Raw genomic sequence first — 16,333 nt, 5'->3', positions numbered from 1 at the left:
CCAGCAAGAATTCCCGTTCGATGCCCCTGTCAGCGTTTCCGGCTGCCGGGCGAAAGATCGAGGGCCCTGCAAACTTGCCGGCATCGTCCACACGAACGCACCAATCCACTGTTGGATCGTTGGTTGTGGATGACGGCGAAAATGGGGCGCTTGGATGGAATCTTGAAGGATGGGCTGGATCAACCCGAAGGCCACGCGGAAAGGACGTCCGTCGTTCCCGGGTGCGGAAGGGCGAAAAGGCCGTCAAATGGGGTATCACCGCTTGGCGCAGGAAGAAGGCCGCGCCTGGCGACGGCAGGCCACGGTCGGGCTGCCTTTTCGTGGCAATGCAGCGGGGCCCTTGATCCAGATCACCAAAAGGTCGCGCAATCCTGCTAGAGTATCAGACAAAGGAGTGGCGACACGATGACCAGCCCAGACGAGACCGTCTTTCGCACGCGCGGCCTGACCAAGGTCTACCGCAGCGGCGCGCAGGAGGTGCATGCCCTGCGCGGGGTGGACTTCGCGGCGCGGAAGGGCGAGTTCGTCATCATCCTCGGACCGTCGGGGTCTGGCAAGTCGACCTTCCTGAACATCGTGGGCGGGCTGGACATGGCATCGGGTGGCGAGGCCTGGTTCCAGGAACACCAGTTGACCGTGATGAACGAGCGTGAACTCACCCAATACCGGCGCGATCATGTGGGCTTCGTCTTCCAGTTCTACAATCTTGTTCCCAGCCTGACCGCGCGGGAAAACGTAGCCCTGGTGACCGAGATTGCCCGTCGCCCCATGTCGCCCGACGACGCGCTGGCGCTGGTAGGGTTGGCAGACCGGCGCGACAATTTCCCCGCGCAACTATCGGGGGGCGAGCAGCAGCGGGTGGCCATCGCCCGCGCCATCGCCAAGAATCCCGAGGTTCTTCTGTGCGACGAACCCACGGGTGCCCTGGACAGTGCGACCGGCATAAAGGTGCTCGAGGCCCTGAGCGAGGTGAACCGCACTGTTGGCGCCACGACGCTGGTCATTACCCATAACGTTGCCATCCGCGAAATCGGCGACCGTGTGGTGCGATTTGCCGACGGGCGCATCGTCGAGGAGACAGTCAATGCCGCCAAGAAGCGCCCGGCAGAGGTGTCATGGTGATCGCCCCCCTTCGGCGCAAGGTTCTGCGCGACCTGGTGCGGCTATGGCCACAGGCCTTGGCCATTGCGCTGGTGTTGGCGGCCGGGGTGGCGACGCTCATCCTGGGCAACGGGGCCTATGCCTCGCTTTATGAAACCCGCGCGCGGTATTACGAGGATTACCGGTTTGCCGATGTCTTTGCCGACGTGACACGGGCACCCAGGGCGCTCATGGCCGAGGTCGAAGAGATCGACGGCGTGCTGGCCGCCGAGGCGCGGATCGTCAAGCTCGGCCTCCTTGACATGCCGGGCATGGTGGAACCGGGGGCAATCATGCTGGTGTCGCTGCCCGAGGGGGACGAGGGGGCGCTGAACCGGCTGCATCTGCGGCAGGGCCGGCTGCCCGACCCGCAATCCCCGCACGAAGCCGTGGTGTCAGAGGGCTTTGCCGTCGCGCTCCGGCTGACCCCGGGGGCGACTTTCGCGGTAGTGATGAACGGACAGCGGCGCGAGCTTCGCGTGACCGGCATCGCCCTGTCGCCCGAGTTCATCTATGCGCTGGGCCCGGGCGAAATGATGCCTGACCCCAGCCGCTTTGGCATCGCCTGGCTGCCGCGTCCCAGCCTCGAGGCCGCCTATGACCTGAAGGGCGCCTTCTCCAACCTGGTTCTGAAGCTGGCCCCCGGCGTCGATCAGGACCGGGTGATCGAGACGCTCGACCGGCTGACCGCGCCATATGGCGGGGCGGGGGCAACGGCGCGGAAGGATCAGATCTCGCATGCCTTTCTGGACGCCGAACTGAAACAGATGAGCGCCATGGTCAAGGTGCTGCCGCCGATCTTCCTGCTGGTCGCGGCGATGCTGGTGAACATGACGCTGTCGCGCCTGGTCACGCTGGAGCGGGAGCAGATCGGGCTTCTGAAGGCGATCGGCTATTCCGGCAGGGCGATCGCGCAGCATTACGTCGAATTCGTTCTGGCCATCGCGGTCGTCGGCATAGGTATCGGCTTTGCGGCCGGGGCGTGGCTGGGAAGCGAACTGGCGCAGATGTATGCGCGGTTCTTCTCCTTTCCCTTCCTCGTCTTTGCCCGCGATCCGCAGATCTACGGGCTTGCCGCGCTGATCACCGCGGGGGCGGCGGTGGCGGGGGCGCTGTTCGCGGTCCGCTCGGTTCTGGCCCTGCCGCCTGCGGTGGCGATGACGCCGCCCGCCCCGCCAGACTACCGGTCGCGGATGGGGCGCGCGCTGCGGATGGTGGCCTTGCGCCAGACTTCGGTGATGACGGTGCGACACCTGATCCGCTGGCCCTTGCGCACCGCATCCGGCATCCTGGGCGTGGCAATGGCGGTGGCCATTCTGGTGGCGTCGCTGTGGTCCTTCGGGTCGATCGACCGGATGATCGACCTGACCTTCTTCCGGGCGGAACGGCAGGACGTGATGGTGGCCTTTGCCGGCGCCGAACCGGAACGTGCGCTGTTTGCCGCGCGCCAGATGCCCGGTGTGATGGTGGCCGAGCCCTTCCGCAGCGTGGCCGCAAGGATCAGTCACCGTAACCAGTCGCGCAAGCTGGCGATCACCGGGCGGCCTGCGGTTACCGACCTGTCGCGGGTGCTGTCGCCGCAGGAACGCCCGATGACCATGCCCGAGGCCGGGTTGATCCTGTCCGAGGCCCTGGCCGAGGCGCTGGACGTGCGTCCCGGCGACCTGGTGACGGTCGAATTTCTGGAAGGCCGCCGCCGCACGGTGACACTGCCGGTCAGCGGGCTGTCGCTGGGCTATGTGGGGCTTGGCGCGGCAATGGAGATCAGTGCACTGAACCGGGTGATGGGGGAAGGCGCGCTGATTTCTGGTGTGAACCTGCGCATCGATCCCCTGCAGGACACCGAGTTCTTCACCGCGGCCAAGGCCACGCCCGAAACTTCGTTCGTGATCGTCCTGGGCCGCACGGTGCAACGCTTCCGTGACACGATCGCCGAGAACATCATCGTCATGGTCACCGTTTACGTGGCCCTTGCCTCGATCATCGCGGTCGGCGTCATCTACAATTTCGCCCGCATCGCGCTGTCCGAACAGGGGCGGGAACTGGCAAGCCTGCGTGTTCTGGGCTTCACCAGGGGCGAGGTGTCGGGCATCCTGTTCGGGGAACTGCTGGTGATCGTGCTTCTGGCACAGCCGCTGGGCTGGGCCATCGGCTATCTGATCGGGCTGGGAATGGTGGCGGCCTTTTCATCTGACCTCTACCGTGTGCCCTTCGTCATCGGGCGCGAGGTCTTCGGCACCGCAAGCCTGGTGGTCTGCCTCGCCGCGGTCGTTTCGGCCCTCGCGGTCCGGAACCGCATCAACAATCTCGACATGGTCGAGGTCCTGAAGACCAGGGAATGAACAGGGAATGACATGCGCCGTCTGATCTATGCCATTGTCGTGTTGGCCTTTGCCGGGCTTCTGGTCTGGACCTTCCTGCCCCGCCCGGTCGAGGTTGATCTTGCCGAGGTCGCCCCGCGGACCATCGAGGTTCACGTCGAAGAGGAAGGGCAGGCAAGGATCCGCGATGTCTTCACCATTTCGGCCACCATTGCCGGCAAGTTGCAACGGATCGGGTTGCATCCGGGTGATCCGGTCGTGGCGAACGAAACGGTGGTCGCGGTGATCGGCCCGGCGGCGCCCGTGCTGCTGGACAGCCGTTCGCGCGCCGTGGCCGAGGCAACGGCCGCCGCCGCGCAGGCCGCGACCGATCTGGCCCGTGCCCAACTGGCCCAGGCAGAGGCGACGCTGGAGTTCACCACCAGCGAGGCGAACCGGGCGATTGCGCTGTTCAATCGTGGCGCGATCTCGCAACGGGCCTACGATAGCGCAATCCGCGAGCAGAAGACGGCAGAGGCTGCGGTTGCGAGTGCAAAGGCGAACCTTGCGGTGCGCGAAAAGGAACTTGAAAGCGCGCTGGCGGTGCTGCGGACAGACGGCGGCGGAGCAAATGATACCTGCTGCGTGGAAATCGTGGCTCCGGTCTCTGGCCAGGTGCTGCGGGTGCTGACGGAAAGCGAGCAGGTTGTCCAGCCGGGCACCCCCCTGCTGGAGATCGGCGATCCGGCAGGGTTGGAGGTGCGGGTCGAGCTTCTGTCGCGCGATGCGGTGCGGGTGACCGAGGGGGCCAGGGCCGAGATCACCGGCTGGGGCGGGCCGCCACTCTCGGCCCGGGTGGAACGGATCGAGCCCACGGCGCGTACGCGTGTCTCGGCACTAGGCATCGACGAGCAGCGGGTCGAGGTGATCCTGGCGCTTGAGGGGGATCCGGCCCAATGGAGGGCGCTGGGCCATGGCTTCCGCATCGTGGCGCGGATCACGATCTGGCGGGGCGATGATGTGCTGTCGATCCCGGTCGGGGCACTTTTCCGCGACGGGCCGGACTGGGCGGCCTACGTGGTGCGGGACGGCAGGGCCCGTCTTGTGCGGATCACGCTGGGTGAACGCAACGACACCTATGCCCAGGTCCTGACCGGCCTTGCCGCAGGGGACCGCGTGATACTGCATCCCAGCGATCTGATCACCGATGGCACCGCTGTGGTTCCGCTGGCCGATCGGGCAGGATGACCCCTGGCGGCAGGCGATCGGCCTAGGCCTGCTGAACTCCCCTTCGGAACCGCCTGCTGCCCCTCGCCGGGGCTGGCCCCGACGAGGAGTGGCGGTTTCAGCAACATGTGGTTCGCTGTCAGTGCCGCATGCAGAAAGTGTCGCGCAGTGCGGCGACAATGGCTGCCACCTCTTCGCGCGCGAGGCTGTAGATGACCGACTTGCCCTCGCGCCGGGTCTGGACGATCCCTTCGGCCCGCAGCCGCATAAGCTGCTGCGAGACGTTTACCGGGTTCGTTCCCAAGGCTTCGGCCAGCTGGGTCACGCTCATCTCATTCTCGATCAGCAGGCAGAGAATCTGCAATCGCCCTTCGTGCGACAGCGATTTCAGCAGCGCAACCGCACGGCTGGCCTGTTCCGGCGTGCCGCCGAAGCCTTCCAGTATCTCTGCCATCACCCCCACCTATTCGAAAGCGCAGCCCTTCTTCACGCCCATGGCGCGGAACACCGCGGCGGCCGGGCAGAAGCCGGTGAAGGAAGACTGGATCAGGTTCAGGCCGATAAAGACAGTGAACCAGACGAAATACGGCGAGACGTAGACCGTCAGCACGACGCTGAGCAGGACCATCACCCCGGCGAAACGCAGAACAGCAGCATCAAGTGTCATGTCAGACCTCATCCTTTCGTGGTTTCCTTGAGTTTGTCGATGCCCAGCACCTTCAGTGCCAGGCTTTCATAGAAGGGTTCAGAGGTTCCCTTCCGCAGCTTGCGGATGAAGTATTTCTCGAACCCTGCCTTTGCAAGATGAACCCATTTGCCCGACGACGACCAGTTGACGTTGCGCGGCGGGATCTGGGGCTGGGCGACGAAGGCGATGCCCCCGTCGCCGAAATCGGCAAGGCAGACGGCATTCCAGGTGCCGACGCTGTCGGGCTCCTTGCCGCGCACGAGGTTGCCGATGTTGTGGGCGGTCGCCGTCACCATGCTTTCGATCATGAAGCCGGTCTTGGGCACGCCGCAGGGCACGGGCGTCGGACCCATCGGCGGGATCGCCACGCAGACGCCCACCGCGAAGATATTGCGGTACTTCGGGTTCTGCTGGTGCTTGTCCACGATGGTGAACCCGCGCGGGTTCGACAGGCCCTCGATCCCCGAGACGGCCTTGATGCCGCGGAAGGCGGGCAGCATCATCGAGAAGGCGAAAGGCAGGTCCTTCTCTGCCTTCACCGTACCGTCCTCGTTGATTTCCTCAACGAACATGTGGCCTTCCTCGACCCGCTTGATCCGGGTGTTGGTCATCCACTTGATGTGCTTCTCGCGCATGGCGGATTCCAGAAGCCCCTTGGTGTCGCCCACCCCATCCAGACCAAGGTGGCCGATATAGGGTTCGGGCGTGACGAAGGTCATCGGCACACGGTCGCGCACCTTGGCCCGGCGCAGCGCCGTTTCCAGGATGAACAGGAATTCATAGGCCGGGCCGAAGCAGCTGGCCCCCTGCGCCGCCCCGATGATCACCGGCCCGGGGTTCGCGAGAAGCTTCTCGTAGACGGATTTCGCCGCCTCGGCATGGTCGATGTGGCAGACCGACTGGGTGAAGCCCCCATGCGGCCCCAGCCCCTCGATCTCGTCGAAGGCCAGCTCCGGCCCCGTCGCGATCACGAGGTAGTCGTAGGACACGGATTCGCCATCCACCAGCACGATGCGGTTTTCGTCGGGCAACAGTTTTTCGGCCGCCACCGGGATGAAGTGGATCCCCTTCTTTGCCATCGTGGGGGCGAGGTCCACGGTGATGTCCTCCCGGTCGCGCCAGCCGACGGCGATCCAGGGGTTCGACGGCACGAAGTGATACTTCGGATCCTTGGTGATGACAGTGATCCTGTCTTCCGGCCGAAGCTGGTCCTTCAGTTCGTAGGCCATGATGGCACCGCCAAGTCCGGCGCCAAGAACGACGACATGTGCCATTTCAGTCTCCTCTTCCGATATGGCGGGGGGTGCCGGTCATGTGCGGAACACGCGGTAGATGGCCGGGATGACAAGGACGGTCAGCAGCGTGGATGTCAGCAGACCGAACAGTAGCGATATGGCGAGGCCCTGGAAGATCGGGTCGGCCAGGATCACCACCGCGCCGATCATTGCGGCGATGGCGGTCAGCAGGATCGGCTTGAAGCGGATCGCGCCGGCCTCGATCAGGGTGGCGACGACAGGCCGCTGGCCCTCGGGTGTGGCGTGGCGGATGAAGTCTACCAGCAGGATCGAGTTCCGCACAATGATCCCCGCCAGCGCGATGAAGCCGATCATCGAGGTGGCCGAGAAGGGCGCGCCGAACAGCCAGTGGCCGAACATGATGCCCAGGAAGGTCAGCGGGATCGGTGTCAGGATCACCAGCGGCAGCTTGAACGAACCGAACTGCGCCACGACCAGGATGTAGATGCCCAGAAGCGCCACGCCGAAGGCGGCCCCCATGTCGCGGAAGGTGATGAAGGTCACCTCCCATTCGCCGTCCCACAGAAGCGTGACCTTGCTTTCGTCCTCGGGCTGGCCATGCAGGGCGATTTCGGGCTTCATCCCTTCGGGCCAGTCCATCTTCTCGATCTGGTCGGCCACGGCCAGCATGCCGTAGAGCGGCGCCTCGAAATCGCCGGCCAGTTCGGCCGTCACCATTTCTGCATTGCGGCCGTTGTGGCGGAAGATCGGGTAGCTGGCGGCCTCTTCGCTGACGCGGATCACGTCGCCCAGTTCGACCACCCCGCGCGCACCGGGAAGGGCGTTCGCCGGAATGGGCGTGGTCAGGAAGCGTTCGTCCAGAACCCGGTCCGACTTGTCGCGCCCCACGACCAGAGGGATCGGCAGGCGGCCTTCGCCGCGGTGCGAATAGCCCACGGTCTGCCCGCTGTTCAACAAGACGAGCGTGTCGAACACATCCTGTTCCTGGACCCCGTAGAAATCCAGGTCGTCGGTCGAGATCGTCGCGCGCAGGCGGCGGGTCTGTTCCCCGAAGCTGTCGTCGACATCAACGATGAAGGGAACCGATTCGAAGGCCTGGCGGATCAGCCGGGCGGCTTCACGGCGGGTTTCGGCATCGGGACCATAGACCTCGGCCAGCAGGGTCGAGATCACCGGCGGACCCGGCGGGGGTTCCACGACCTTCAGGCTTGTGCCTTCGGGAACGGGCAGGCTGGCCAGCCGCTGCCGCAGGTCCAGCGCGATGTCGTGGCTGGCGCGGTCGCGTTCGGTCTTTGGCGTCAGGTTGATCGCCACCTCACCCAGTTGCGGCTCTGACCGCAGGTAGTAGTGGCGGACCAGGCCGTTGAAGTTGAAGGGCGCGGGCGTGCCGGCATAGGTCTGAACGCTGGTCACTTCCGGCAGGCCCAACACCACGTCGGCCACATCGCGGGCCACGCGGTCCGTCGCCTCGACCGAGGAGCCTTCCGGCAGGTCGATGACCACGGAAAGCTCGGACTTGTTGTCGAAGGGCAGCAGTTTCACCGTCACGTCGCGGGTGTACAGCGCAGCCAGAGAGCCGAAGGACAAGGCGGCCGTGACCAGAAGGAAGGCCAGGCTACCGCCCTTCGACTTCAGCACCGGCCGGGCCACCGCCGTATAGGCCGTTGCCAGCCAGCCGCCGTGGTGGCCGCCGTGGATGTCGTCCTGGGCGTGCTCCTTCATGTCGGTGCGGCCGGCGATCTTGACCATCAGCCAGGGCGTGATGATGACCGCGACGAAGAAGGAAAAGATCATCGCGGCCGAGGCATTGGCCGGGATCGGCGACATGTAGGGGCCCATCAGGCCGGAGACGAAGAGCATCGGCAGCAGCGCCGCGACCACGGTCAGCGTGGCGACGATCGTTGGGTTGCCGACCTCGGCCACCGCCTCGATGGCAGCTTGCAGGCGGGGTTTGCGGCGATCCATGCCCCAGTGGCGGTCGATGTTTTCGATCACCACGATCGCGTCATCGACCAGGATCCCGATCGAGAAGATCAGCGCGAACAGCGACACCCGATTCAGCGTGTAGCCCATGATCCAGGCGGCAAAGAGCGTCAGCAGGATCGTGACCGGGATCACGATGGCAACCACCATCGACTCGCGCCAGCCGATCGCGAACAAGACCAGCGCGATGATCGACACCGTGGCGAGGCCCAGGTGGAACAGCAGTTCGTTGGCCTTCTCGTTCGCCGTCTCGCCGTAGTCGCGGGTGATCGTGACGTGCACCCCGTCGGGGATCAGCTTGTCTTCCAGCGAGTGGACGCGATGCAGCACCTCTTCGGCAACGACAACTGCATTGGACCCGGCGCGCTTGGCGATGGCCAGTGTCACCGCCGGACCGGTCGTCACACTGCCGTCCTCGGCCTTTGCCAGATGCGAGACGATGGCATCCTTCGTGTTTTCGACATACCGCACCCTGGCCACGTCCGAGACATAGACCGGCCGCCCGTCGCGGGTGGTAAGCAGCAGGTTTGCCACCTCGGCCGGCGCAGTCAGCGTCTCACCCGCAACGAGATCCACCATCTGGCCCTTATCGCGCAGCTTTCCGGTGTTCAGCGTGCGGTTGGCCTGGGCCACCTTTCCGGCCAGCTGCTGCAGCGTGACGCCATAAAGCGCCAGACGGTCAGGGTCGGGTTCGATGCGGATTGCGTCCTGGGCGTCGCCCACCAGATAGGTCAGACCAACGTTTTCGGTCTTGGCGACTTCGGTCTGAAGTGTGCGGGCAATGCGGGTCAGATCGTTCGCTGTTGCCGCTTCCGAAGAAAGGGTCAGGGTCAGGATCGCCACGTCGTCGATGCCGCGGCCGACGATCAGCGGTTCGGGGATGCCGACCGGAATCGTGTCCATGTTGGCGCGGATCTTGTCATGGACGCGCAGGATCGCGTCTTCCGACCGGGTGCCGACCATGAAGCGCGCGGTCACCATGGCGCCGTCGTCGCGGGTCGAGGAATAGACGTGTTCGACGTCGTTGATCCCCTTGACCAGAACTTCCAGCGGTTCGGTCACCAGCTTGACCGCATCCGCCGCCTTCAGGCCCTGGGCCTGCACATGAATGTCCACCAGCGGAACAGAGATCTGCGGCTCTTCCTCGCGTGGAAGCGAGACCAGCGCAACAATCCCGGCGGCAAGGGCGGCAAGGATGAAGAGGGGGGTCAGCGCCGAATTGATGAAGGCCTTCGTCAGGCCCCCGGCGATGCCCAGAGGGTGTTTCGCGCGCTCAGTCATGGGCCACCTCGGTGGCAGGAACCACGATGTCACCTGCGACGAGGCCCGTGATCACCTCGACCATCGCCACGCCGTCGATCTCGTGAACCTCGCCGGGCACGATCGACCGCAGGGCCACGCCGTCAGGGGTTTGCAGGGCGACGAAATCAAGGCCTGCGCGTGTCACGATGCTGTCCTTCGGCACCATGAGGGCAGTGCGTTCCGCCACCGGGAGGCGGACAAGAAGCCGTGCGCCGACGAAGGCATCGGACAGGCCCTCGATTTCAACATCGGCCGTGACGCGGCCCCCCTCGATCAGCGGATAGACCCTGGCCAGAGTGCCGGTCTGGTCCCCCTCGGCACCGGCAAGCCGGATCGTGTCGCCCGCATCCAGGGCGGCGGCATGGCGTTCGGGCACCGAGATGCGCAGGAAGGTGCCGCCGCCGCCGACGACCGCGACAACCTCGCCGGGCATGATGACAGCGCCCTTGGTCACTGGCACATCCAGCACCCGGCCCGCCACCGGGGCCAGCACCACGCCCTCGCGCGACTGCTGGGTGACGACTTCGGCCTGGGCATCCAGAGCTGCGATCTGACCCTTCAGCACATCTACCTGGGTTCGCAGTGCTTCAACCCGCTGGGTGGTGGTGACACCCTGGGCCAGAAGATCCTCGCCCCGCTTCAGGTCGGTCTCGGCATTGGCCAGCTGGGCCGACACGGCCTCGCGCTGGGCGGCGATGGCCTGCAGCTGGAAGTCGAGCTTGTCATCGACGATGCGGGCCAGTTCCTGTCCGGCGGTGACTTCGTCACCTTCGGCGACCGACAGCTCGACCAGGGTTCCCCCCAGCCGCGCGCGGGCCGGGATCCGGTCGCGCGCCTCGACCGTGCCATAAACGGCCTTCCAGTCGGTGACCGGCACGGGGGACACGGTGAAGGGATTGGCCAGAGCAGGGCCGGCCAGAAGGGTGACGAAAAGCAGCGCGTGGAAAGGACGGGACATGCGACTCGGGTCCTCGATGATGGTTTGTCATATATAAAGCTTTTAAGCTGAGGAATGCAAGCACAAAGCCGCCCGGTTGCGGAGGTGGCAGCAAGGGGCGGTCAGGTCAGGCAGAACCGGCCAGGCGGCGCTCTGTCGCTGCCGGCGCCCGTGTGCCGCCTTGATGGCGGATGCTCGGGTATTGTGGCTTGCAGGTCCGGGGCGGAATCCGCGTCCTTGCGGGATGTGCCGGGCTGCGGTGGCTATCAGTGGGCCGGCGTGAAGTCGAAGCGCATGATGTGGCGATAGGTCTGGCCGGGGTCCAGTCGCGCCGAGGGGAAGTGTGGGCGGTTCGGCGTGTCGGGGAAACGCTGGGTTTCGGCCGCAAAGCCCGCAAAACGCGGGTAGCGCGCGCCAGATTTCCCGGGCGTGTCTGCGAAGTGCGCGCCGGTATAAAGCTGGACGCCGGGTTCGGTGGTCCAAAGCCGCATTCGCCGGCCCGAGGCCGGATCGGTCGCTTCGAGACAGGGGCGCAGGCCATCGGGTCCGGTTGGCGTCGAAAGACAAAGGTTGTGGTCGAACCCGCCGGGGCTGGGCAGCACCGCGCCGATCGGGCGGAGCTGGCGGAAGTCGAAGGGTGTTCCGGTGACGGAAAGCACCTCTCCGGTGGGAATGAGGTGGTCATCAACCGGCAGATAATATTCCGCTTCAACGCGCAATTCCTGGCCAAGCACGTCGCCCGTGCCTTGCCCAGCGAGGTTGAAATAGGCGTGATTCACCAGGTTCACCACGGTCGGGGCATCGGTCTCGGCCTCCATCTTTATCCAGAGGCCGCCGTCAATCCTGTAGGTCGTGCGCACATCAAGACGACCGGGATAGCCCATGTCGCCATCGGGCGATGTGGTGGTGAAGGTGACATGGGTTTCCGAATGGCTTTCGATATGCCAATGCTTGAGGTCGAGGCCTGCGCGGCCGCCGTGCAGGTGATTTTCCCCCTCGTTGCGGTCGACCTGCACCGCATGGCCGTCGATCATGAAGCGTCCCTGCGCGATCCGGTTTGCGTAGCGACCGCAGGTGGCGCCCATGTAGGCGCCATGGACCAGCCAGTCTTCCGGCCGGTCGCAGCCCAGCACGATGTCGGCGAAGGCGCCGTGCCGGTCGGGCACCCACAGCTCGGCGAGGCGGGCGCCCCAGGTCAGCAGCCGCGCCCGCAGGCCACCGGGGCCGCGCAGGGTGACGGCGTGGATGTCATGTCCCTCAACCTGCCCGACGCTTTCTATCTCAGCCAACGGTGTGCCTCCCGGCTAGTGAGCCCAGTCCTGCGGCAGCAGAGCGTCGGGCATGTTCTGGTAAGCCACCGGCCGCAGCCAGCGGCGGATCGACAGCGTTCCGACCGAGGTATGCCCAAAGTTGGTGCTGGCGGGGTAGGGGCCGCCGTGGACCTGGGCATCGACCACCTCGACCCCCGTCGGGAAGCCGTTCGCAAGGATGCGTCCCGCCTTGCGTTCCAGCACCGGCATCAGTGTGCGCGCCAGGTCCATGTCGGCTTCGTCGAGATGTAGCGTGCAGGTCAGCTGGCCCTGCAGGCTGCGGGCGATTTCCTGCATCTCGGCGGCGTGGCGGGCGCGGACGATCAGGCCCAGGGGCCCGAACACCTCTTCCGCCAGCATGTGATCTACTAGCCAGTCGGCGCCCGAAACCTCGAAGAGGTATGGCGTGGCGTCGCGCTGATCGCACATCGTGGTCAGGACGGCCCGGACCCCGGTGCCTGCGGCCACCCGGTCGCGGCCCTGACGGTAGGCCTGGGCGATGCCATCGGTCAGCATCGTCTGGGGGCCGACTGCACCCACCGCCTCTTTCGCGGTGGCCACGAAGGCGTCGGCGTCAGGCCCGTCGATCACCACCGCGATGCCCGGGTTGGTGCAGAACTGGCCCGCGCCCAGCGTCAGCGACCCGGCCCAGCCCTTTGCGATCGTCTCACCCCTGGCGGCAAGCGCGGCAGGCAAGAGGAACATCGGGTTCACGCTGCCAAGTTCGCCGAAGAACGGGATCGGCTCGGGCCGGGCGGCACAAAGGTTGAAAAGCGCCCGTCCTCCGGCAAGGCTGCCGGTGAAGCCCACCGCCTTGATGAAGGGATGCTGGACCAGCGCCTCGCCCACGTCGCGCTTGCCGCCCTGCACCAGGCTGAACACCCCCTTCGGCATGTCGCAGGCCTGAACGGCGGCCAGGATCGCCTGCGCCACGATCTCTCCGGTTCCGGGATGGGCGGAATGGCCCTTGACCACCACCGGACAGCCCGCCGCCAATGCCGAGGCAGTGTCCCCCCCAGCAACCGAGAAGGCCAGCGGGAAGTTCGATGCCCCAAAGACCGCCACCGGGCCGATCGGGCGCTGGATCATCTTGATGTCGGGGCGCGGTAGCGGCTGGCGGTCGGGCAGGGCCGGGTCGTGGCGGCGGTCCAGCCAGTCGTCCTTGAGGATATGGCTGGCAAACAGGCGGAGCTGCATCGTGGTGCGGCCGCGTTCACCTTCCAGCCGGGCGGCGGGCAGGCCGGTTTCCTGGGTCCCGATCTCGGTGATCGCGGTGCCGCGCGCCTCGATCTCGTCGGCGATGCGGTTCAGGAAGGCCGCGCGATCGGCGCGCGAGCGGGCGGCGTAGGGCAGGAAGGCGGCTTCGGCGGCCTGGCAGGCGGCATCGACATGGGCTGGTGTTCCCACGGCAAAGTCATGCGCCGGGCCATGGGCGGGAGAAGAGGCAAAGGTCTGGTCGCTTCCGACCCAGTCGCCCGCGATCAGGTGTTTTCCGGTCAGCATGGAAGGTGTCCTTTCAGAATTCGAAGGCGGCGGTCGTCACCCGCTCGCCCAGCGTAAGCGCATCGGCCACATGGACCATCGGGGCAAGGTCAACCTCGCTTTCGCCCTTGCGCACCAGTTCTGCCATGCGGGCGTAAAGCGCGGGGTATTCCCCCATGATCGAGTTCTCTCCGGCCATCGGTTTGCCGTCGATCTCCAGCACGTTGCCGCCCATACGCAGTGCAAGTTCGCCCCGGTCGGTCTGGACGATGATGTCCCAGGTCTGCGGGCCTTCCTGCCGCCAGTCGAAATCGGCCGTCACGTTACCGGTGAAGGCAAGCTGCGCGGCGATCGGGGTCTGGCGGTTGGCAGGAAATTCCAGCCGAGCCTTTGTCAGGTGGATGGGCTGCGGCAGGATCTCGGTCAGGATTGAAAGGGCGTTGATGCCGGGATCGAAGACGCCCATCCCGCCGGGCTCGAACACCCATTCCTGGCCGGGGTGCCATTTGCGCACGTCCTCACGCCAGGTGATGTGGGCCTCGTGCACCGCCTTGTCGGCAAGCCAGGCCTTCGCCGGCGCGACGGCATGGGCCATGCGGCTGTGCCAGGTGGCATAGAGTGTCAGGCCCCGGTCGCGGGCGAGCCGTTCAAGTTCGTGCACCTCGGCCAGGGTGGCGCCGGGGGGTTTCTCGAGCATCACATGCCGCCCGGCCAGAAGCGCGGCCTCGGCATAGTCGAAGCGCGGAACGGGGGGCAGGCACAGCGAGACCACCTGCACATCCGGCCGCTCGGCCAGGAAGGCCGCAAAGTCGGTGAAGGCGGGCACACCCGGAACGCTGCCCTTGCGGCTGACGGTGGCGGCAAGTTCCCAGTCGGGGCTGGCAGCGATCGCCGGGACGTGCTGATCCAGCGCGATCTTGCCGATGCCGACCAGAGCGACCTTCATCTTCGGCATCAGTGGCTCTCCCGCGCGACGGCGTTGCCGCGGCACCCGACCAGAAAGTCCATGTCCGCGCCCTTGTCCGCGCCCTGCACATGATCGTGGTAAAGCTTGGCATAGCCCGAGGACGGGGGGTCCACGGGCGGTTTCCAGGCGGCAAGGCGGGCCTTCAGCTCCTCGTCGGAAATGTCCAGATGGATGCGGCGGTTTTCCACGTCCAGCTCGATCATGTCGCCGTTGCGGACAACGGCCAGCGGACCTCCGCGTGCGGCCTCGGGGCTGGTGTGCAGCACGACCGTGCCATAAGCCGTGCCCGACATGCGCGCGTCCGAAATGCGCACCATGTCGGTGATCCCCTTGCGCAGCACCTTGGGCGGCAGGCCCATGTTGCCGACCTCGGCCATGCCGGGATAGCCGCGGGGGCCGCAGTTCTTCAGCACCATGACGCAGGTCTCGTCGATGTCCAGGCTTTCATCCTCGATCTTCGCCTTGTAGTCGTCGATGTCCTCGAAGACGACCGCGCGGCCCCGGTGCTTCATCAGATGCGGACTGGCGGCCGAAGGCTTCAGGACGGCCCCGTCCGGGGCGAGGTTGCCGCGCAGCACCACGATGCCGCCCGATTGCGTCAGCGCCCTTTCTGCCGGCAGGATCACATCGTCGTTGTGGATGCGGGCATCCTTCACCTCGTCCCAGATCGGCCCGCCCGAGACGGTCAGCGCATCCTTGTTCAGAAGCCCCGCCTCGCCCAGCCGCCTGATCACCGCCGGAAGACCGCCGGCATAGAAGAATTCTTCCATCAGATACTTGCCCGAGGGCATGAGGTTCACGATGGTCGGCACATCCTTGCCCCAGGCGTCCCAGTCGTTCAGCGTCAGGTCGATGCCGCAGCGGCCCGCGATGGCCAGAAGGTGGATCACCGCGTTGGTCGAGCCGCCGATGGCCGCATTGGTGCGGATCGCATTCTGGAAGGCCTCGCGGGTCAGAATGTGGGAGGGGCGCAGGTCGTCCTTCACCATCTGCACGATGCGCCGTCCGGTCAGTTGCGCCATGACCCGGCGGCGGCTGTCCACCGCCGGGATTGCGGCGTTGCCCGACAGCGTCATCCCCAGCGCCTCGGCCATGCTGGCCATGGTGCTGGCAGTGCCCATCGTGTTGCACGATCCGGGCGACCGCGACATCGAGGCTTCGGCCTCGACGAATTCCTCGGCCGTCATCTCGCCGGCCTTCACCGCTTCGGAGAATTTCCACAGATGGGTGCCAGAGCCGACCCGCTCGCCGCGATAGTATCCGTTCAGCATCGGCCCGCCCGAGACCATGATCGTCGGCAGATCGACCGAGGCCGCGCCCATCAGCAGGCTGGGCGTGGTCTTGTCGCAGCCGACAAGGCAGACCACGCCATCCATCATCTGGCCGCGGATCGTCTCCTCGACCGCCATGGCGGCCAGGTTGCGGAACATCATCGCGGTGGGGCGGAAGGCGCTTTCACTGACCGAGAATACCGGGACGATGATCGGAAAGCCGCCGGCCTCGTAAACCCCGTGCTTTACCCGCTCGGCCAGGTCGTTCAGGTGTGCGTTGCAGGGGTTGGCCTCGCTGAAGGTGTTCAGGATGCCGATCACCGGGCGGCCGTCGAACAGGTCGGCCGGCAGGCCCTGGTTCTTCATCCAGCTGCGGTGGTAGATGGCGTCCTTGGAGCTGCCCGCGAACCATTCCTGCGAACGCAGCTTGCGCGGCCAGGGGGCGGGTTTGAACGTGGTCATGGTCGGTT

12 protein-coding genes are annotated in these 16,333 nt (G+C 65.9%); 3 read left to right on the top strand and 9 right to left on the bottom strand.

What is annotated here, in order from left to right:
* Window positions 1-405 precede the first annotated feature (405 nt).
* From EZM81_RS14485 to EZM81_RS14475, 3 genes are read left to right on the top strand one after another with little or no spacing between them, the layout of a single operon-like run.
* A complete protein-coding gene (locus tag EZM81_RS14485) occupies window positions 406-1,122 on the top strand; it encodes an ABC transporter ATP-binding protein (protein WP_135450699.1) in 717 nt (238 codons plus the stop codon).
* Window positions 1,116-3,482 (top strand): ABC transporter permease, encoded by a 2,367-nt coding sequence (locus tag EZM81_RS14480; RefSeq protein ID WP_211195422.1) that lies wholly within the window; start codon window positions 1,116-1,118, stop codon window positions 3,480-3,482. Before EZM81_RS14485 ends, EZM81_RS14480 begins: the two co-directional genes overlap by 7 nt.
* Before the next feature lie 12 nt (window positions 3,483-3,494).
* A complete protein-coding gene (locus tag EZM81_RS14475; RefSeq protein WP_135450700.1) occupies window positions 3,495-4,688 on the top strand; it encodes an efflux RND transporter periplasmic adaptor subunit in 1,194 nt (397 codons plus the stop codon).
* A gap of 118 nt (window positions 4,689-4,806) precedes the next feature.
* On the opposite strand, the gene EZM81_RS14470 is transcribed toward EZM81_RS14475, so the two are convergent.
* From EZM81_RS14470 to araD, 9 genes are all read right to left on the bottom strand, one after another.
* Window positions 4,807-5,121: a helix-turn-helix transcriptional regulator gene (locus tag EZM81_RS14470; RefSeq protein ID WP_135450701.1), complete on the bottom strand. Its 315-nt coding sequence runs from the start codon at window positions 5,119-5,121 to the stop codon at window positions 4,807-4,809.
* A gap of 9 nt (window positions 5,122-5,130) precedes the next feature.
* A complete protein-coding gene (locus tag EZM81_RS14465) occupies window positions 5,131-5,334 on the bottom strand; it encodes a DUF2892 domain-containing protein (RefSeq protein ID WP_135450702.1) in 204 nt (67 codons plus the stop codon).
* Between the two features lie 8 nt (window positions 5,335-5,342).
* On the bottom strand, window positions 5,343-6,629 hold the full coding sequence (locus tag EZM81_RS14460; protein WP_135450703.1) for an NAD(P)/FAD-dependent oxidoreductase: 1,287 nt from the start codon (window positions 6,627-6,629) through the stop codon (window positions 5,343-5,345).
* 36 nt (window positions 6,630-6,665) lie between these two features.
* On the bottom strand, window positions 6,666-9,875 hold the full coding sequence (locus tag EZM81_RS14455; protein WP_136646202.1) for an efflux RND transporter permease subunit: 3,210 nt from the start codon (window positions 9,873-9,875) through the stop codon (window positions 6,666-6,668).
* Window positions 9,868-10,854, bottom strand: coding sequence for an efflux RND transporter periplasmic adaptor subunit (locus tag EZM81_RS14450; RefSeq protein ID WP_135450705.1), 987 nt, complete (start codon window positions 10,852-10,854; stop codon window positions 9,868-9,870). Before EZM81_RS14450 ends, EZM81_RS14455 begins: the two co-directional genes overlap by 8 nt.
* A gap of 245 nt (window positions 10,855-11,099) precedes the next feature.
* Complete coding sequence (locus EZM81_RS14445) at window positions 11,100-12,122, bottom strand: aldose epimerase family protein (RefSeq protein WP_136646201.1); 1,023 nt, start codon at window positions 12,120-12,122, stop codon at window positions 11,100-11,102.
* A gap of 15 nt (window positions 12,123-12,137) precedes the next feature.
* Complete coding sequence (locus EZM81_RS14440) at window positions 12,138-13,646, bottom strand: aldehyde dehydrogenase (NADP(+)) (RefSeq protein WP_136646200.1); 1,509 nt, start codon at window positions 13,644-13,646, stop codon at window positions 12,138-12,140.
* Window positions 13,647-13,659: 13 nt separating this feature from the next.
* A complete protein-coding gene (locus EZM81_RS14435) occupies window positions 13,660-14,571 on the bottom strand; it encodes a Gfo/Idh/MocA family protein (RefSeq protein WP_136646243.1) in 912 nt (303 codons plus the stop codon).
* Between the two features lie 8 nt (window positions 14,572-14,579).
* Window positions 14,580-16,325: an L-arabinonate dehydratase gene (araD, locus tag EZM81_RS14430; RefSeq protein ID WP_135450708.1), complete on the bottom strand. Its 1,746-nt coding sequence runs from the start codon at window positions 16,323-16,325 to the stop codon at window positions 14,580-14,582.
* Between the last annotated feature and the right edge of the window lie 8 nt (window positions 16,326-16,333).

Origin of the sequence: Tabrizicola sp. YIM 78059, assembly GCF_004959785.1 — a bacterium.
GTDB classification, from domain to species: domain Bacteria; phylum Pseudomonadota; class Alphaproteobacteria; order Rhodobacterales; family Rhodobacteraceae; genus Tabrizicola; species Tabrizicola caldifontis.
This window is presented reverse-complemented; position numbering and strand designations above follow the sequence as displayed.